Genomic DNA, 17,682 nt, shown 5'->3' with positions numbered 1-17,682 from the left:
GAACTGTAATTCAAGGGCTGTATTTTTGCAGCGATTTAATAGAAATACTTTAGAATTAAGGCTTTATGGCAATAAAAATAACAGACGAGTGCATTAACTGTGGAGCGTGCGAGCCTGAATGCCCCAACACGGCCATTTACGAAGGTGGTCGCGAGTGGACATGGGCGGGTGGAACGGCTCTTACACAAGTGAAAAATGAGGACGGCTCAGTGGCCGATGCCAAAGACAACCAAAATCCTGTATCAGACGAGTTTTATTATATCGTATCGGGCAAGTGTACCGAATGCACAGGCTTCCACGAAGAGCCTCAATGCGCAGCCGTTTGCCCTGTAGATTGTTGTGTTCCCGATCCCGATCATGTGGAATCAAAAGATGTGTTAATGGCGAGAAAGGCCTATTTGCACAATGAGCAGTTGGCTTGATTTACCTCACCTTCTCCCTTTTTATCAAATACGCCTGTAGCACCTCAAAATAATCCTTTTGTGCGTCCACCGAAACAAAATCGATTTTCAATTGGTGGCATCGCATTTTCAATTCTGCATGAAGTCGATTCAATTCGACTTCGTATTTCTCTTTAATATCTGCAGGATTGAGTTTCAGTTTTTCTCCGCTCTCCAAATCGATAAACTCATACGGTCGCTCCGCAAAGGTAAAGTTCAATTCCGTGGCGTGGTCCGTTACGTGAAAGAGCAATACCTCATGCTTGTTGTGCTTCAAATGTTGGAGAGCTTTGAAAATACCTTCATGGTCATTGGTATCTTCAAACATATCACTAAATAAAATCACCAACGATCGTTTGTGAATTTTCTCAGCTATCTCGTGCAGCACATTGGCCACGCGCGTGCCAACAATGGGCGGTTGCAAAGCCAACCGATTTTCGAGCAACGTAAATAGTTTATTGAGGTGGATGGAAGACGATTTTATTGGAGTCAACTCTTCGATTCGATCACTAAATAAACTCACGCCTACTGCATCGCGTTGCTTGTGCAACAAATAAGCGAGGGCAGCAGCAGCGTAAACACTGAACTTGATCTTAGCTTTACTCTCTTTGGGATAGTACATCGATGGCGAACCATCAATCACCAACAAGCACCGAAGATTGGTTTCTTCTTCGTATTGCTTCGTGTAAAGCCTATCCGTGCGGGCAAACACCTTCCAATCAATATGGCGGGTACTTTGCCCTTCATTATAAAGTCGGTGCTCAGCAAACTCCACCGAAAATCCGTGATAGGGCGACTTGTGCAATCCAGTAATAAACCCCTCTACCAATTGCTTGGCCATCAGCTCTAAGCTGCCCGTTTGCCTGATATCTTCAAAAGTTGACCTCATTAGAACCTAAATAAACGGATTAATGTGTAAAAATTGTACCTATTCTTTGCATTAAATTGGTAAAATAGTACCTTCGAATGAACCAAAACTACCTAAATACGAAACCTAACCCAAAACCTAAACCCTGTGGAAGACCAAAAGAACAATGGCCGTGACGAGATTTATTCTGAGAAAGTAAAGGCCGGCAAGAGGACGTACTTTTTTGATGTGAAATCGACCCGTAGCAACGACTACTACGTGACGATTACGGAAAGCAAGAAAAGGTTCAACAAAGATGACGAGGGCTTTACCTACGAAAAGCATAAAATATTTTTGTACAAAGAGGATTTCAAAAAGTTTTTGGAAGCATTGGGTAACACAGTCAATCATGTGAAAGAACTGATGCCTGATGTTGATTTTGATTCCTTCGACCAGCGCGAAGAACGCGAAGCCTTGACCGTAGAAGCGAGCAAGCCAAACGGTGAGTCTGACCTAAAGTGGGATTAACAATTTTACCTATACCTAAACCAGAAAAGGCCTCGGGAAACTAGGGCTTTTTCTTTGTCCTCAATTTGGTAACTTTAGGTAATGAATTAATTGACCAAAGACCCGCCAGCTGCGGACGGGTTCGCAGATTTTAACTCTCCATCAAGATGAAAAAACTTTTCTATCTAGTGCTGCTTTTATCTACGCAGGCTTTTTGCCAAACTGCTCTTGAGCAATTTATGAGCCACCCCACAGAATCAAGCTTTGCTTCCTCTGCCGATGGGAAAAATATTGCCTGGGTAATCAACGACCATGGCAAGCGCAACATCATGATTAAATTAGGCAACGAGTTACCAAAGCTATTTACGGATTATCAGCAAGATGATGGGCAAGAGATTTCGCAATTGACGTTTTCACCCAATGGACTAAAGTTGTTATTCTGTCGTGGAGGTGGCCCTAACAGAAATGGACAAAGTCCCAACCCGGCTAGTTTGCCCGATTGGCCCGACATGGCCATTTATTTCAAAGACATTGCGTCCAAAAACCAGCCCACAAAAATCACGCAAGGCAGTAGCCCTCTTTTTTATCGAGATGGCTTGAAATTTTTATTTGCTAAAGCAGGTCAGATTTATGAATCTACCTTGGAAGTGAATGCCACACCAAAGCTGCTTTTTACGGCAAGAGGTTTTAACAGTGGCCCCAAGTTTTCACCCAGTGGAATTGAAATCTTGTTTACCAGCAATCGGGGAGATCATAGTTTTGTTGGGGTGTTCCATACCATCAGTAAAACAATAAAATGGATTGCACCAGACGTAACCAACGATGGCTCTCCGGTGTGGTCGCCCGATGGCAAGAGTATTGCCTTTCTCCGCTTCCCGGGAAACAAAATTGGGGAGCTAGAGAATTACACGGTAGGCTCCAGGTTCTCAATTATGACGGCCGATGTTGAGACAGCAAAGGCAAAATCAATTTGGAATTCGCCCGCAGCCGATGGTGGCTTCGCACAAACTGTTTCAATGCCCCTGGCGTGGACAATTACCAATCGGATTTTATTTCAATCCGAGCACCAAGGGTGGAACCATGTGTACTCTATCACCCCCGAGGGCACTGATGTGAAAGATATTACCCCGGGCGATGGTGAAGTAGAAAACTACACTTTAAATTCCGCTCATGACTTTATTTATTTTGATGGCAATCGTGAAGACATCGACCGCAGGCATATTTGGAAATCTTCTGTAAATAGTGGAAGCCCAGTGGCCGTAACGTCAGGCGAAGGCATTGAGATGTTTCCTGCCTTTGGTGGAAGCGAATTGTATTGTTTTAGAGCTACCTTCAACGCGGCCAAAATGTTGGTGCGTGTTGATGAAGCAAGAAAAGCGGTGGCAGTTATCAATTCTAGTAAGCTTACCAATTTCTCTCCAGTAGGTTTTGTAAAACCAGAGCAAGTAATCTTTAAAGCAGCCGATGGCACAAGTGTTCACGGGCAATTGTTTATCAATCGCAATGTGGTAGGCAAGCGAGCGGGCATTGTGTATATGCATGGTGGGCCTATTCGTCAAATGCTCTTGGGATTTCATTACAGCGATTATTACAGCCATTGCTACGCCTTCAATAACTTTTTAGCTAACCAAGGTTATGCAGTGTTGGCTGTTAACTATCGGAATGGTGTGGGCTATGGCCGCGATTTTAGGATGGCTCAAAACCAAGGACCGCGTGGTGCGAGTGAGTACCAAGATGTGGTAGCTGCCGCGAAGTATTTGCAAACTTTGCCTGAAGTAGAGGTAACCAAAATTGGTTTGTGGGGTGGCTCGTATGGAGGATATTTGACAGCAATGGGTTTGTCGCGCAACCCGGAAATTTTTAAAGCGGGTGTTGATTTACATGGCGTGCACGACTGGTCCTTTGATGGGCAAGATGCCACCAATAGTTGGGGCATTCGCAAAGAAGAAAGAGAGTTAGCATTGAGGTCATCACCCAATGCTGATTTATCAAAATGGAAAGCACCAGTATTATTTGTGCATGGCGATGATGACCGCAACGTCAACTTCCAGCAAACAATTGATTTAGTTGAAAAGCTCCGTGAGAGAAAAATCGATGTGGAACTTTTGGTTTTGCCCGATGAGGTGCATGGATTTTTGCGGTATGAAAGTTGGGCGAAAGTATTTGCAACGTCAAAGGATTTTTTTGATCGAAAACTAAAGTGAAAGTTGTCAGAGATTCACAGATTTTCTTTTCCTTCAACATTCTAACTTCTTATAGTTAACTTCTTTTTTTGGAGATGAAAAAACTAATCGCCCTAACAGGTGCCGGCATCAGTGCCGAGAGTGGCATTGCAACTTTTCGCGATTCAGGTGGATTATGGGAAGGCCATAAAGTAGAAGATGTTGCCACGCCAGAAGGTTGGAGAAAAAATCCTGAAATGGTGCTGGAGTTTTACAATCAGCGAAGAAAAACGGGATTAGCAGCGAAACCCAATCGCGGTCATGAGATTTTAGCAGAGTTGGAAAAAGATTTTAAGGTTACCGTCATCACGCAAAACGTAGACAATCTGCACGAGCGGGCAGGGTCATCAAAGGTGATCCATTTGCACGGAAGTTTATTTGAATCACGTAGCACGCTAGACCCCACATTGATTTATCCCATTGATGGTTGGGAATTGAAGAAAGGCGACAAATGCGAAAGAGGTTCTCAACTGCGGCCTAACATTGTGTGGTTTGGCGAGGCTGTGCCCATGATGGAAGTGGCCGCTCAAATTGCTTCTACTGCTGATATTTTCTTGGTAGTCGGCACATCCATGGTGGTGTACCCTGCGGCTAGTTTAATTGATTACGTTCCCGATAAAACAAAGAAGTACGTCATTGACCCAAAGAAACCGGATATTTTACATTTAGTCAATCTTGAATTCATTACCGAAAAGGCAAGTGTGGGCATGGCCAAGTTGAAATCCATGCTGTTGAAAGAAAGATTCTGAATTGCTCGACTTACCGATCACCGAGTACTAATTTCCTTAAAAAAGCTACTTACCAGCCAGTTCTTTCAAGAACTTCTTAAACTTAGGGGTGTTGAAATTTGTGGTGCCTACCTCCTTGGCCACAATCTTTCCGTATTTGTCAATAATAAAAGTGGTGGGGATGGAGGGTACGTTTAGTTGATCTGTTAAAAACCCGGATGGCATAAATATCGGAAAAGTGTACGCCTTATCTTTTGCATACTTTTCCACTTTGTGCTGATCTCTGTCTCGATCGATGGAAAGCATCACAAACGAGATATCATCGGCTCCAACTTCATCGTATAATTTTTGAATAGCTGGCATTTCGGCTTTGCAAGGCCCACACCAAGTCGCCCAAAGATTTAAGAAAACAACTTTGCTTTTGTATTGATCAAACGAAAATTTCTCACCGCTCAAGTTCTTTATGGCGAAATCATAATCAAACAACTCCCTGCCCTTGTCATCGGTTGACGCATCTAGCAACCCCGTCTTAATGACCATGGATTGGGATACTTGGGTAACATAGCCGAGCAGCCCGGTGTATTTTAAAACAACCAAAATAAGTAGTGCTCCTGCAATTGATTTAATCCAAGAAAAAGTGGCTTTTAGCATAATCTGCAAGTAATGGCTTAGTAATTGTTTACCAAATGTCGGGATTTTGGGAGTAATGGACATTTATTAGGCTGTTTTTTAGACGATAGTCTTTAATGGACATTTATTAGGCTGTTTATTTTTGGGATTTGGGTTGATTTGCACATCCAATGTATGATGTTCTTAAGTTTGTTGTGTCAATGGTGAAACGGAAGTAGGCCCTGCTGGAGAGCAACCTATCAGGGATGCCTTGACGGTTCGACAAAATGTCTTTTGACAGGTCATCCAAAGGGTGGCCTGTTGATATTTTGGAGAACCCTCATGCCTTCAAAAACTCATCAATGAATTTCATTTTCCTGTTCAAAGACAGTCCGTTATGGTTTCGTAGTTTGTTTTTCATATCTGCAAAGTGGCCATCAATGGCATTAGTGGTGTTGGGAATGTTGAGTTCCATATTATCGTAAAATGTGAAGAGCCAAGGCAAGTTGGTCTTCAAACTTCTATAGGCGCTGCGGAGCTTGCGGTGTGTGTACCGATTTTTTCCTGCTTTGTCTTTGCTGCGTTCATTGAGGAATTGTTCCCACTTTGTATGCCAGGCGGTCAGGCCCCTTCAAAACTTTCTTTGTCTGTTTTAGATAGCAACAACGCATGTTCACGTAGCTCCTTGGCCGCTTGCACCTTGGGCTTGCGTGTGAGGTATCGCGTAACGATAGCCACTTGATGGAACTGGCACATTTGCTTGGGTACGGTTGGCATTAAGGCGAGCAGCCCTTTCCTTCCATCGCAGACAATGGCCTTTATGTCAAGTCCGCTCTCTTTCAAAAACAAAAGCCCTGCCCCGTACAAACTGTTCGTTTCATTCTTCACGTATTGTTTATAAAGGTTCTTGCCGCTATAGGCATCTTTGAACAGCATCACGCCAAAGGCCCGTCCGAAATAGGTCGTGTCCATCAACACCACTACCGCTGCTTTTTCCAGGGCTGGTGTTTTCACATTCACTTTATCCAACCTTCGTTGAATTGTCTTGATAGAGCAGCCGTACTGTTCGCTCAACTGTTGGTAGGTCTGTTTCCCCTCGGTGTATTCTTGCCATAGCAAATGGCTATCCAATCGCTCACCACCTAAGAATTGCTTACCGCAAGAAGTGCATTTATACAATTGAATACCTTTGACCTTACCATTCTTTTTGGTCATTTTAGACCCGCAGTGAATGCAGTTTTTTTATTCATAGCTTTGATTTGACCTAAAGCTATGGCATTCAATAATTTGCAAGGGTTTCAGCCTAATAAATGTCCATTAAGCCGGATTTTGATAACTTCGACCAATTAAACCTACTCATGAGTAAAATAGTTTCTTGCTTATTGGTCATTTTGTTTTGTTCTATCGCCAGCCTAGCACAAAAAGTCAAGTATAAAGAATTGGTTGTATTGCTTCAAGCCAAGCAATACGCGAGAGCTGAACCCTTTCTAAAGCGATATCTAAAGGAAACCACCGACAATCCTAATGCCTTTTTGTTTATGGGCATTACCTTGCAAGAGAAGGCCATAAACAACGATGTTTTGAAAAATACAGAGTTGATGGTGGCGCAATGCGACTCGGCTGTTACTTTCTTTGATAAGGTTTACAATACTATTACTGAAAAAGAGCTTAAGAAAAACGGTGAGTATTACCAGATGTACAGCCGAAGAGATTTGCGCACGGGTGAATTTGGCATTAAACTCTCTGATGTTCGGTTGGATTTGGAAACTCGCGTAAGTTTATTGAAAGAGCGAAAGGAAAAGGTAAAGGAAGCCAAAAAACATTTTTTGAATTGCAAGAGGTTGTACGGAAAGTCATTGGAGATATTCACACAGCTTCAATCTGCCTATCAATCAGAAAAGGAGTTACTTCTTCGCTCCGATGAAAAAGAGGTTGTTAGTTTGGTAAATTTAACTTCGTGTTTTGACTCTACTCAAACGGCTATTTCCAGTTATAAATCTGCCTTAAAGCAAGTTGGAAAAACTTCTTACAACCCTGTGGTTGACTTAAAGGAGATTTCGGATTACAAAAAAGATGGCACCACTACGGTAAGTTTTTTAGACGATGATTTAAAGTTGTGGGATTACAAGCGTTGGGCAAATATGATCTCTGAAAAAGTAAAAACCGAGATTATCCCCATGCGCGATAACCTGATTACCTACGATATCTCATTAAATAAATTACGAGATAAAATTCGTAGGGATTCTGTTTCTGTGAGAAATGAACTGAGCCTACTTTCTGACAATTTACTTTTCGCCCAATTGAAAAAATACGATGAAGACCCTTTGCCATTGGCTGTATTCAGGATGAAGCAAGCAGAGTTAGAGTATCTGTCGGATAAAATAGCTTTTAAGCCTTTACGCGATTCAATTAATGTAAAAATTAGATTAAATACGCTGAAAGTGGAATTAGTAAATCTTAAAGCCATTGATAGCATATCGTCAGGAATTATGAAGCGCGATATCGATACGGAGCTGGCCAACTTCAATCACTTTGTCACCAAATCTTACGGCACCAAATCGGTGCTGATTAGTTTAATAAACACCACTCAGAATTTTGCCAAGCGTGAACGTTTGAAAAAGGAGATTGAATGGGAGGCGACTATGGAGGCTTCTAAGTGGGTGATCTCAGGCACTGATTCTATTCCTTTGTTTATTGAGTCAAACCGCGATTTGCCCTTCAAACCATTGTCAATTGTAGAGGATAGATACACGGTAGGTTTAGCCTACAAAGATTCGCTGGCCACTGGCTATTTGTATTCAATAACGCCTTCACGCATTCCAGATTTAAAGACAAGTTTTGCAGTAGATCAGCCGAACATGAAGAGAAGGAGTTTACCAGTAATTAAATGCATTACATCGGTCATTGGGCAAGGGCAGGTTTATTTTGTGGTCATCTACTCTGAAGAAAAGGTACAAGATAAATTACCAGCCACTATTGCAAAAATTTATAAAACTGATGGTTTGGCGTGGAGCAATAACTTTAAACTGGATATGCCACCTTCTGAACTGATATTCAACACGGGATCAGGGGAATTGTCAATCAAGATGACTAACAGTGCCGGAGAAAATAAAGTGATGGTGATCGATAAAAACGGAAAGCAACTTTAATTCTTACCCTTTAATTACCGGTTAGTTTTTTCCAATCTAGAAAACGCAAGTTGATACGTTGTTTCATTTTTTCATAATTTTCCCAACTATCCACAACATGGTAAATGGAAGGTAAACCCTTTACCAAAACATCATCGTAATCGGCACGGTAAAGCCCCCCTCCATAATAGTAATAGGTAAAAAAGTTGCCGAAACGGTTAAATAGTTCAAAGCCTAAATATCCATCCCAGATTTCACTTAATATAGTACATGAGATTTCACGTCTTTTAAACCTGAAAATCTGCCCTGCAGCTTCTTCCTCAAAGTATTCAGAATAAAGGTCGGTTTCGATTATCCATCCCAAATACATGCCGATGTGCACATAGGCTTGCTCAATGGGCAATGAATCGGGGAAGTTGCCAAGAAAGTGAGATTTGGCGTTGTCGTAGATGGTTTTTTGAATGTCGGCTTTCTTTTCCATGGTTCAAGATTAGCAATTTTTTTCGGAAATCCGACTACTTGATTGGGTCAGTGTAAGGTTCTAACTCTGAAATGACAATCTTGTTATTTTTGCGGTTGATATCGGCCATACGCTGCGAAGGGTCTATTTCAATGCTTTCAATTTCGTTGCTTTTCCGATTGATTTTAAGGGTATAGTTCGAGTTCACCCAAGGCCATGATTCAACAATAGCTCGCTTTGTTTTATCTTCTGAAGGTTTGCTCCCCATCAATTCATTCATCGAAATATAGTAGAGTTCTTTTGTACCATCCTTTAGTGTCACTATCAAATCAATCGGCATGGGAAATTCGCCCACTCTTTGTAAGTCAACTAGCGTAATGCCATCCTTTTCAATCACACTGCTGATGGCGTAATCAATTCTTTTGGTGGTGTTGATCCAATAGCGCAAATACCAATGAAGTTGAAGCCCGGATACCTTTTCCATCACCCTGATAAAGTCATTCGGCTCAGGGTGCTTCATTTTCCACGAATTATAATACAACTTCATGCCTTTGTAAAAATTTTGATTTCCGATAAGGTATTTGAGTTGCTCTAACATAACTGCACCCATGCTATAAGCCATAATGCTATACGCCCGGTTGGTATTAAAATGATCCGAGTGTTGATTGGCTGGCTCTTGCAACCCGCTGTTTACTAACGCAAAGTAACTTTGATAGCTGCTTCGGTGGTTAGGTTCAGAACCTGTAATGACATCCATTGCTTCATCACTGGCAAAGTCAGTAAAGCCTTCATCCATCCATGCGTACAAAGATTCATTGGAGGCCAACGTCATCTGGTACCAACTGTGAGCTACCTCGTGGGCCATAGTGCCAGCTACCCCATCCAAACTTCCTTCACCTAATATCAGTGTACACATGGGGTATTCCATACCGCCATCACCACCTTGTATGATCGAATAGGTATCGAATGGGTATTTGCCAAAATTTTCATTCAAGTGTTGAAAGACTTTGACCGCTATATCTTGTACTTTCTTCCAAGTATCAGCAGTCTTTTCATTTTTTTGGTAGAAGAAATGTAACTCTGGTCCGTTGGGTACTTTGGCCTTATCATGCGTATAATCAGGGTCTGCAGCCCAGGCAAAATCAATTACATCCTTGGCTAAAAAATGCCATGTTAGGTTTCCGTTGGGTCGGTTTACTTTAGTGGAGGAACCTTCATAGCCATGACCGATTTGTTCTGGGTTTTGTAGCTTGCCGGTTCCACCGATTACATACTTCGGATGGATGGAAATCTTGACATCAAAATCTCCCCACACCCCATGAAACTCGCGCGCCACATATTGATAAGCGTGCCAACCTTGATAGTCATATTCTGCCAGTTTGGGATACCACTGTGTCATCGAGTAAGAAATACCCTCGCGGTTGTTGCGGCCACTTCTACGGATTTGTTGCGGCATCTGACTTTCAAACTTCATCTCAAAAACAGTTTTTGATTTTGGAAGGATGGGTTTATTGAGCGTTACCTCTAGGATGGTTCCATTGACTTTATAGGAAACATCTTTTCCGTCTTGTTTTAAGGATTGAATGTGCTGATATCCAATTTCATGCTCTTTCAATTTTGAGATGCGATCCATCACTCTTCTGTCGGGGTCGGGCAGGTTGCGTGATCGTACATCCATCATGCTGCCGGGCTGAAAGGCATTGAAATAAAGGTGATAATATACTTTTGCTAACGTATCGGGCGAATTGTTAAAATATACCAATCTCTGATTACCGTTTACACGATGGGTGGCATCATCTAACGATACTTCCATCGTATACTCCACGCGTTGCTGCCAGTATTCCCGCTGACCAATGGATGGAAGGGACACCACTACTAAAAATAAAAGTGCTAAAAACTTCATGAGGATCGATTTAATCTTCGAAAATTATTCAAAAGAACTGACACCTCCGAATGGATTTACTTGAAGTTGATGGTTTTGGAGATGGCAAGGGAAACAAAACTATTTTGTGGAATCTCACTCTCACCAGGAAGTGCAACAGGCCAATTATAAGTGTAAGAAGCAATAAAAGACCAGCTTTTTTTTGACAGACGCAAGGGGAGAGTGGCGGAGTAATTCATTAAACCAAATTCTTTTTTATCGATTTGCTTCAGTTGAGGCAGTTTTCTCCTTGAGCGCACAGTAGGTTCTTGCGCAAACTGAATGCTGGTAACATTCGCATTTCCAAACAGCATTTGAAAAGAAGGTGATAGGGATATTCTATCTAAACCAATAAAATTGTATTTGCGAATGGTGAGCATGACTCCGGGGGTTATCCGATGGGCCTGCTCTTGACCAAAGTAATAGGAATAATCCAGCCGGAAGGTGAATGGTTTTACATCAAAAAAATTGGAAAGCCCAAGCATGTTGGTCAACGGGTTTTCCACATTGATGTCTTTATTGTTATAAATCAGGCGATCGTATGAAGCAAGAAAAGAATAATGTGAGCCGATGGCTTTTAAATAGCCAATGGAGGCAATGGTGAGATACAGACTTGGTTTATACTCTTGGCTCCAATAACCAGTTACATCGGCATACAAACCGGTTTTATGATAGTAAGATGCACCGGCCGTTGCACCATATTGATTTACGCCAATGGTGCGGCCAGCCGATACAATATTAGTGTTAAAACCAGCCCGAATCACCATGGATGAAGGAAGGCTTGTCTGACTGTTCAGCAAACTATCAATCATCGTAAAAATAGAAAGTGAATCGGCTGCGCTAAAAATACTATCGATTTTTGAAAGGGATAGAAAATCAGACAGTGAAAGTGATTTGTTCTGTAAAGTGTCGAGTGTTTGGGCATTTGCTATAACAGCAAATGCCATCGCAAAAAGGATGGCATAGACTTTTTTTATCGAAGGCCGCATCAATTATTCTTTTCTCGTTGGCGCTGCTCCAGTCGGTTGCGCATGTTTTCTCTTCGTTGATCGCGCAATTCTTGTCTGTCCTGCAGGCGTTGTATCAACATTCTGCGAAATTCTTCTTCCGCTTTGGGCAAGGTAAGCAATTGCTGTGCAGAGATGATATTCAATAAGCGTTCAGAATATTTTTTTTCTAAGTCTACATTTTGCTGTTTTAGCTGCAGACCTAAATTCAGTAAAGCTTTTTCGCGTTCTGCTTGGGTTTTTCCAGCTTCAGGGTTGCGCTCTGCTTGCCGAAATTGCTTGCGCAGTTCCATCCGTTGTTCTGAAAACTCTCGATAGATGGGCCAAAACTTTTCAGCTTGCGCGGGTGTAAGCTTTAACTTTTCTGAAATCAGTGCAATGCGGGCTGCCTGTATTTTTTCTTGCGCCTTTGGGTCTTGTTTTTCAAGATCAGGCTCGCCTTGAGCCAGCACCAGCAACGAGTTTATTAATACCGCTCCAATGACCAATAACTTCTTCATATCTGCTAAATGTTAATATTGTATTCGTTTGCTAACTCATCTAATTCTTTATCTGATATTCCCTCATAAGGCTGTTGCATTTCGTCAACCATTGTATTGCTAAACGAAGCATTTTCAAGAATGTCGTCAGCTGAGATTTCATCGTTTTCCAAATAGGCTACCAATTGCTCGGCTGCAACATTCTCCAATGCTACCAGCGGGTCTTCGGTTTTGGCAGCATAGTTATTCCATACTACTACCGATACAATTCCAATCAGTATGATAGGAAGCGCATAGCGCAAGGCCAACTTTCCATAACTGAATGAAACCAATGACTTTGGTTTTTCTGTCTCAATCCTTGCCTGTATCCGCATGGGCAGGTCTTCAAAGTAGCCATCGGGCACTTTAAAGGACTGCTTTTTGGGGATGTCTTCTAGGCGTTTCATTCTATTGGTTTGTTTGGTGCTTCGACTAAAGTTCTACTTTTAAGTTTAATCATTCGCCTAAATATTCTTCTATTTTTTTTACTGCATGGTGAAAGCTCGCCTTCAATGCGCCCACACTAGTCTTGGTCACCTCGGCCATTTGTTCGTAGGGCATATCGTCAAAATACTTCATGTTGAATACAAGTCTTTGTTTATCAGGTAATTGCAATATAGCTTTTTGTAGTCTTTTTTGAATTTCATCACCATTCAAATCAGGGTCATTGTCCACTTTAGCAATCAATTGCTGTGTTACGTCTTCGATGGGCAAAAAGAACTTACGTTTTTTCTTGTTCAAAAAACTGAGGCACTCGTTAGTAGCGATTCGGTAAATCCATGTAAAAAGCTGTGAATCTTCTCGAAAAGTATCAATGTATTTGTGGATTTTGATGAAGATTTCTTGGGTGAGGTCATCGGCATCATCGTGGTCGATTACCATCTTGCGTACGTGCCAATACACCCGCTGCTGGTAGGTGCGTACCAACATATTAAAGCCGTAATTCCGCGAATCGGGATTACGGATTTTGAGCAAGAGTTCTTTGTCTTCCAAACGATGTTTTGCAAAAACGAAAGTTAGGCAAAAAAGAGGTCAAAAGGTTTAATGTAAGCAAGGGTTTAGGACTTGTTGCTTAGGGTATTTGGGCTAAGGAGCCTAATGCCTAAGTACTAATGCCCAAGTCCCAATGACTATTGACCAAGCACATCCACCAACAACTCATACTGCTCTTTCGAATGGGCAGGGAAATTTGCAAACCGGAGTTGTGTTTTTTTGAGTTCGCCATACCCCTCGCCAGGAAACAGACCTTTGCCCTGAAGCTTTTCTTTTATAGAATTAATATTGTCGCCAAAATCCGCAATTATTACGGTTTTAGATCGAGCCTCTTTTTCTATTATAAATGGTTTGATGAGTGCGTGCTTGTCCAACGTTTGATACAACAGCGCTGCTTTGTACTCTGTTTCTTTGCGGATGGCAGCAATGCCTCGATTCAGAAAATCTTGCGCCACATATCCCAACACATAAATTGCCAGCATGTTTGGTGTAACGGGCGTTTGATTTTTGAGTGTGAATTCATGCAGACTCAACAGACTGTGGTAAGAGCCTATCGACATTCCTTTGGCTTGGATCGATTTGCACTTATCGATGCAACGTTGATTATAAATCCATACGCCTAGCCCGGCAGGCATTCCAAACCCTTTTTGCACGGAGAAGAAAACCGAATCGATTTTAGAATAATCGAAAGTAGGGTAGGGCATTGACGAAACGGCATCTACAATAATTATCGCATTAGGAAATTTTGCCCGCATGTCTGAGATGTAAGATAAAGGCAAAGAGACTCCTGTGCTGGTTTCGTTCTGTGTTAATGCAATCAACTCGGGTTCTTCTAAGGAAGGCACTGCTGTAAATCCTGTACCGAGTGACACTTCAATTTTTAGTGGTTTTTTTTTCAATTGAATGGCCGTCTCATAAAATTTTTTTGAAAAAGCCCCGTTGACTAAATGAAGACTGTTTTCAACAACCAAACTTTGAATGGAGCGCTCCCATACTTCACTGGCCGAACCGCAGAACGAAATGTGAAAATCATTTGGTATCGATAACAGCTCACGAAGATTGTGCGTGGCGCGTTGATAGGCCTCCTCAAATTTTTTGCTGCGGTGCGAAATCGAAGGAAATCCCTCTTTGAAAGCCCTTCGCATATGGCCTTCAACAGTAAAATATAGTTGTGATGGTCCGGGTGCGAAATCAATTTTTGTCATGGAAATCAATTTGAGTGGCAAATCTACCAAACGTTAGGGGATTTGTGATTTATGATTTGCATTTTAAAAATTACAACTTTCTTGTCTTAGGATATTTATGAATGATTGCAAGGTTGCTGCTCGTTAAAACATGAAATGAAAGGAATCTAAAATCTCCTATCTAAAACCAAAAATTTGTTTGTGGTTAGCTCAATACATTTACGTATTTTTGAATCGAAACTCACTTGGATTTGGGACACGTTTGCTGAACCTAACAATTATACAATACCGAGTTAAGCTCACGGACAAAATCAGGCCTCATACTGACGGTAAAACGTCAGTACCTCGACCAAAAATCAGGTTAACAGTGGAAGAATGCGACCAGCGAGCAGCTCAAAACTTGTCTTTTATGGGGTTCAGAAACCACCACCAGGTCCATAGTGGGTTTTACTTTTTTTAAAATGAAAAAAGTTATTTTATTTTTTGGAGTTGCCTTTCTTTTTTTTGGATGCGGCCCTGATTTGGACCCAACCAAGTATAGTGTAAAAAGCATTCTCAATAGTCAATTTGAAGAGTATGTATTCAACTACGAAGGCATTAAGCTAACTAGTATTGGCGGAACAGATAATACATCGCTAAATTATCAATACTTCACAGACTCTACCTACATACAATTTCAAACTAATGAGTACAGCGATTATTATACGACTTTGGTTTTTACTGCTGGTTTACTGAAGAAGGTAAAAATTAGGTGGCGACTAAATAGCAATTGGCACAAAGATTCTGTAATGTTTGAATATGCAGGAAGTGAATTAAGTTTCTTTAAATATAGAAACGGGATTTACAACGTATCCATGCAAAATGGCAATCTGACTAACATAAAGCAAGGGCAGGGCGCATTAGCAACTACAATGTCTTTCTCTTATGATTCAAAGGAAAATCCACTGCATAAAGTTTATTGGTATGATGTATTGATTTCTCCCGCAGGGGGAATAGACCCAAGTCAACTTCGAGCAATAGCTAGATTTTTTTCAAGGAATAACTTAACAAACTCTGATGCAACGGTACTGACGGTCAAAGCGATTTATAGATACTCGTACGATTACCTCCATGATATTTTGCCAAAGTCAATCAATTTAGAAACGGAGATTTCCGGCAATAAAACATCTAATCTGATTTTTATCGCGGATATACAATACGTGCCCAAAAACACTAATACAACACCCTAAATTTAATCGTGTTGTCAATGGCACGTAAGTCCTTAATCACCTCTTTGTTGTACTCTTTGTTGATGTCGGTGATGACATAACCAATCAATTCATTCGTTTTTAAGTACTGTCCAACAATGTTGATTTCGTTATCAGCGAGTACTTTGTTGATTTTTGCCAGAATGCCGGGCACATTGTTGTGGATGTGAATCAAGCGATGGACATTTTCAAGTATTGGTAACGTAAGGTTGGGAAAGTTTACACTGTTGCTGGTGCTGCCCGTATTGATGTAATCCATCATTTTGGTGGGCACAAAATTGCCGATATTCTCTTGCGCTTCACTGGTGCTTCCACCAATGTGTGGTGTAAGGATGGTATTGGGTAATCCGCGCAATTCTGAAACAAATTCTTCATTGTTGCTGATAGGCTCGTATGGGAAAACATCAATCGAACATCCCCCCACTTTTCCATTCAAAATATTTTCGCGTAAAGCTTTTACGTCCACCACATGCCCACGGCTGAGGTTCAAAAAGATGACCCCATCTTTCATTGACTTAAATTCCTCTTCGCCAACCAAATTGGTGTTTGCTTCGCGGCCATCCACGTGCAGGGTAACCACATCTGCTTGCGCCAGTAATTCGTTCAGTGATTTACATTTGATGGCATTGCCAAGTGCCAATTTTTCTTCCCGGTCGAAGTACAATACTTTCATACCAAGGTTCTCGGCAATCACCGAAAGCTGCGCACCTATATTTCCGTAACCAACGATACCCAATTTTTTTCCACGGATTTCAAAACTGCCCTTTGCCGATTTGTCCCATTTGCCCAAATGCATTTTAGAAGATTTATCAATGATGTTGCGCATCAATAAAATCATTTCGCCAATCGCCAACTCGACTACTGAACGTGTATTGCTAAAGGGTGCATTAAAAACGGCTACACCTTTTTTGGTGGCGGCTTTCAAATCGATTTGATTGGTACCAATGCAAAAGGCACCAATTACCATTAATCGGCTGGCATTTTCCAATACCTTGGCTGTGACTTGTGTCTTAGAGCGGATGCCCAACACCGAAACATTTTTTATTTTTTCGCAAAGTTCGTCTTCATCCAATCCTGCAGGATATGTTTCAACATTGAAACCTTCGGCTTTCATCAATTCCAATGCTACCGGGTGTACATTTTCCAGCAGCAAAACATTGATTCTATTTTTTGGGTAAGAAATGGCAGTATTCAATTTATTGAGGTATAAAAATTCATCTAAACTTGGTGTCACGTGATCTGCTTTGTTCAGTACGTTGGCACGTTCTATATTTTCGGTAAAGGCATAAAACTTGTTGGCCAAGCCTGCATGCTTTATTTCGTAGTCGGTGTAACCATCGCCAATTACGTACACATCGCCAGGCAAATTTAACCTTTTAAGTTGTTCAACTTTGCCATTGTTTGCCGATAGTGGATTGGTTAAGTCAAAACCGATTACTTTTTCGGTTTCGTTAAAGATAAACTCATTGGCTAATATATTCTGGGCAAGAATACCATACTCAGTAACTACGGGTTCAATAAACTCACGAAACCCGTTGGAGATGATGTAGATATTCTCTGCATGGGTTTCAAAAAAATCTTTGTTTCGTTTAAAGGATTCTGACACCAACTCCTTTAGCTTTTTGACAAGTGGAGGCAAGTGACGCTTTTCTGGCTGCAATATCTCCAGTCGTTTTTCAATCGACTCGCGCAATGAAAGTTTGCCTTCCATCCCCAAATTGGTGATGTCGGCTATTTTATTTTTTAATGAATTACTGTCTGGATGCTCCTTAAAAATGATTTCGGCCAACACATCAAATGCCTCTACCTTGGTAAAAGTGCTATCGAAATCGATTACGAAGTACCTATTGAGCTTTGCTTCTTTTATCATG

17 protein-coding genes are annotated in these 17,682 nt (G+C 41.4%); 6 read left to right on the top strand and 11 right to left on the bottom strand.

Annotated elements, in window-relative coordinates; all coding sequences use genetic code 11:
- Positions 1-65: 65 nt before the first annotated feature.
- On the top strand, positions 66-422 hold the full coding sequence (locus KA713_05780) for a 4Fe-4S dicluster domain-containing protein (GenBank protein UXE68096.1): 357 nt from the start codon (positions 66-68) through the stop codon (positions 420-422).
- Between the two features lies 1 nt (position 423).
- Here the strand turns inward: KA713_05780 and KA713_05775 are convergent, their stop codons facing one another.
- Positions 424-1,329 (bottom strand): DUF58 domain-containing protein, encoded by a 906-nt coding sequence (locus tag KA713_05775; GenBank protein UXE68095.1) that lies wholly within the window; start codon positions 1,327-1,329, stop codon positions 424-426.
- A 126-nt stretch (positions 1,330-1,455) separates the two neighbouring features.
- Here KA713_05775 and KA713_05770 point away from each other — a divergent pair, with 126 nt between their 5' ends.
- The 3 genes from KA713_05770 to KA713_05760 all read left to right on the top strand — a co-directional run bounded on the left by KA713_05770 (position 1,456) and on the right by KA713_05760 (position 4,765).
- Complete coding sequence (locus KA713_05770; GenBank protein ID UXE68094.1) at positions 1,456-1,815, top strand: DUF3276 family protein; 360 nt, start codon at positions 1,456-1,458, stop codon at positions 1,813-1,815.
- 146 nt (positions 1,816-1,961) lie between these two features.
- Positions 1,962-3,998 (top strand): S9 family peptidase, encoded by a 2,037-nt coding sequence (locus KA713_05765; protein ID UXE68093.1) that lies wholly within the window; start codon positions 1,962-1,964, stop codon positions 3,996-3,998.
- 74 nt (positions 3,999-4,072) lie between these two features.
- Positions 4,073-4,765, top strand: coding sequence for an NAD-dependent deacylase (locus KA713_05760; GenBank protein UXE68092.1), 693 nt, complete (start codon positions 4,073-4,075; stop codon positions 4,763-4,765).
- Positions 4,766-4,810: 45 nt separating this feature from the next.
- On the opposite strand, the gene KA713_05755 is transcribed toward KA713_05760, so the two are convergent.
- Positions 4,811-5,458: a TlpA family protein disulfide reductase gene (locus tag KA713_05755; protein ID UXE68091.1), complete on the bottom strand. Its 648-nt coding sequence runs from the start codon at positions 5,456-5,458 to the stop codon at positions 4,811-4,813.
- 516 nt (positions 5,459-5,974) lie between these two features.
- Positions 5,975-6,568: a hypothetical protein gene (locus KA713_05750; GenBank protein UXE68090.1), complete on the bottom strand. Its 594-nt coding sequence runs from the start codon at positions 6,566-6,568 to the stop codon at positions 5,975-5,977.
- A 143-nt stretch (positions 6,569-6,711) separates the two neighbouring features.
- Here KA713_05750 and KA713_05745 point away from each other — a divergent pair, with 143 nt between their 5' ends.
- A complete protein-coding gene (locus KA713_05745) occupies positions 6,712-8,502 on the top strand; it encodes a hypothetical protein (protein UXE68089.1) in 1,791 nt (596 codons plus the stop codon).
- A gap of 10 nt (positions 8,503-8,512) precedes the next feature.
- On the opposite strand, the gene KA713_05740 is transcribed toward KA713_05745, so the two are convergent.
- From KA713_05740 to KA713_05710, 7 genes are all read right to left on the bottom strand, one after another.
- On the bottom strand, positions 8,513-8,962 hold the full coding sequence (locus tag KA713_05740; protein ID UXE68088.1) for a hypothetical protein: 450 nt from the start codon (positions 8,960-8,962) through the stop codon (positions 8,513-8,515).
- 34 nt (positions 8,963-8,996) lie between these two features.
- Positions 8,997-10,844 carry a M1 family metallopeptidase gene (locus tag KA713_05735; protein UXE68087.1) on the bottom strand — a complete coding sequence of 616 codons (1,848 nt, stop codon included), beginning with the start codon at positions 10,842-10,844 and terminating at the stop codon, positions 8,997-8,999.
- A gap of 56 nt (positions 10,845-10,900) precedes the next feature.
- The gene (locus tag KA713_05730; GenBank protein ID UXE68086.1) at positions 10,901-11,851 is read right to left on the bottom strand and encodes a hypothetical protein; all 951 of its coding nucleotides are present in this window, start codon (positions 11,849-11,851) and stop codon (positions 10,901-10,903) included.
- Positions 11,851-12,369 (bottom strand): hypothetical protein, encoded by a 519-nt coding sequence (locus KA713_05725; protein ID UXE68085.1) that lies wholly within the window; start codon positions 12,367-12,369, stop codon positions 11,851-11,853. The genes KA713_05730 and KA713_05725 overlap by 1 nt, the downstream gene beginning before the upstream one ends.
- A gap of 5 nt (positions 12,370-12,374) precedes the next feature.
- Complete coding sequence (locus tag KA713_05720; protein UXE68084.1) at positions 12,375-12,794, bottom strand: hypothetical protein; 420 nt, start codon at positions 12,792-12,794, stop codon at positions 12,375-12,377.
- Between the two features lie 49 nt (positions 12,795-12,843).
- On the bottom strand, positions 12,844-13,380 hold the full coding sequence (locus KA713_05715; protein ID UXE68083.1) for a sigma-70 family RNA polymerase sigma factor: 537 nt from the start codon (positions 13,378-13,380) through the stop codon (positions 12,844-12,846).
- 137 nt (positions 13,381-13,517) lie between these two features.
- Positions 13,518-14,585: an aminotransferase class V-fold PLP-dependent enzyme gene (locus tag KA713_05710; protein ID UXE68082.1), complete on the bottom strand. Its 1,068-nt coding sequence runs from the start codon at positions 14,583-14,585 to the stop codon at positions 13,518-13,520.
- 440 nt (positions 14,586-15,025) lie between these two features.
- Between KA713_05710 and KA713_05705 the strand changes: the two genes are divergently transcribed.
- Positions 15,026-15,793 (top strand): hypothetical protein, encoded by a 768-nt coding sequence (locus KA713_05705; protein ID UXE68081.1) that lies wholly within the window; start codon positions 15,026-15,028, stop codon positions 15,791-15,793.
- On the opposite strand, the gene serA is transcribed toward KA713_05705, so the two are convergent.
- Complete coding sequence (gene serA, locus KA713_05700) at positions 15,777-17,681, bottom strand: phosphoglycerate dehydrogenase (GenBank protein ID UXE68080.1); 1,905 nt, start codon at positions 17,679-17,681, stop codon at positions 15,777-15,779. The two genes, KA713_05705 and serA, sit on opposite strands and share 17 nt — an antisense overlap.
- Position 17,682 lies beyond the last annotated feature (1 nt).

The sequence above is a fragment of the Chryseotalea sp. WA131a genome (assembly GCA_025370075.1).
Taxonomy (GTDB): domain Bacteria; phylum Bacteroidota; class Bacteroidia; order Cytophagales; family Cyclobacteriaceae; genus ELB16-189.
This window is presented reverse-complemented; position numbering and strand designations above follow the sequence as displayed.

Bases quoted from the DNA above. Each gene is read 5' to 3' on its own strand.
- KA713_05780 (UXE68096.1), top strand. From the start codon at position 66: ATGGCAATAAAAATAACAGACGAGTGCATTAACTGTGGAGCGTGCGAG.
- KA713_05775 (UXE68095.1), bottom strand. From the start codon at position 1,329: ATGAGGTCAACTTTTGAAGATATCAGGCAAACGGGCAGCTTAGAGCTG.
- KA713_05765 (UXE68093.1), top strand. From the start codon at position 1,962: ATGAAAAAACTTTTCTATCTAGTGCTGCTTTTATCTACGCAGGCTTTT.
- KA713_05760 (UXE68092.1), top strand. From the start codon at position 4,073: ATGAAAAAACTAATCGCCCTAACAGGTGCCGGCATCAGTGCCGAGAGT.
- KA713_05755 (UXE68091.1), bottom strand. From the start codon at position 5,458: ATGTCCATTACTCCCAAAATCCCGACATTTGGTAAACAATTACTAAGC.
- KA713_05750 (UXE68090.1), bottom strand. From the start codon at position 6,568: ATGACCAAAAAGAATGGTAAGGTCAAAGGTATTCAATTGTATAAATGC.
- KA713_05745 (UXE68089.1), top strand. From the start codon at position 6,712: ATGAGTAAAATAGTTTCTTGCTTATTGGTCATTTTGTTTTGTTCTATC.
- KA713_05740 (UXE68088.1), bottom strand. From the start codon at position 8,962: ATGGAAAAGAAAGCCGACATTCAAAAAACCATCTACGACAACGCCAAA.
- KA713_05735 (UXE68087.1), bottom strand. From the start codon at position 10,844: ATGAAGTTTTTAGCACTTTTATTTTTAGTAGTGGTGTCCCTTCCATCC.
- KA713_05730 (UXE68086.1), bottom strand. From the start codon at position 11,851: ATGCGGCCTTCGATAAAAAAAGTCTATGCCATCCTTTTTGCGATGGCA.
- KA713_05725 (UXE68085.1), bottom strand. From the start codon at position 12,369: ATGAAGAAGTTATTGGTCATTGGAGCGGTATTAATAAACTCGTTGCTG.
- KA713_05720 (UXE68084.1), bottom strand. From the start codon at position 12,794: ATGAAACGCCTAGAAGACATCCCCAAAAAGCAGTCCTTTAAAGTGCCC.
- KA713_05710 (UXE68082.1), bottom strand. From the start codon at position 14,585: ATGACAAAAATTGATTTCGCACCCGGACCATCACAACTATATTTTACT.
- KA713_05705 (UXE68081.1), top strand. From the start codon at position 15,026: ATGAAAAAAGTTATTTTATTTTTTGGAGTTGCCTTTCTTTTTTTTGGA.
- serA (UXE68080.1), bottom strand. From the start codon at position 17,681: ATGATAAAAGAAGCAAAGCTCAATAGGTACTTCGTAATCGATTTCGAT.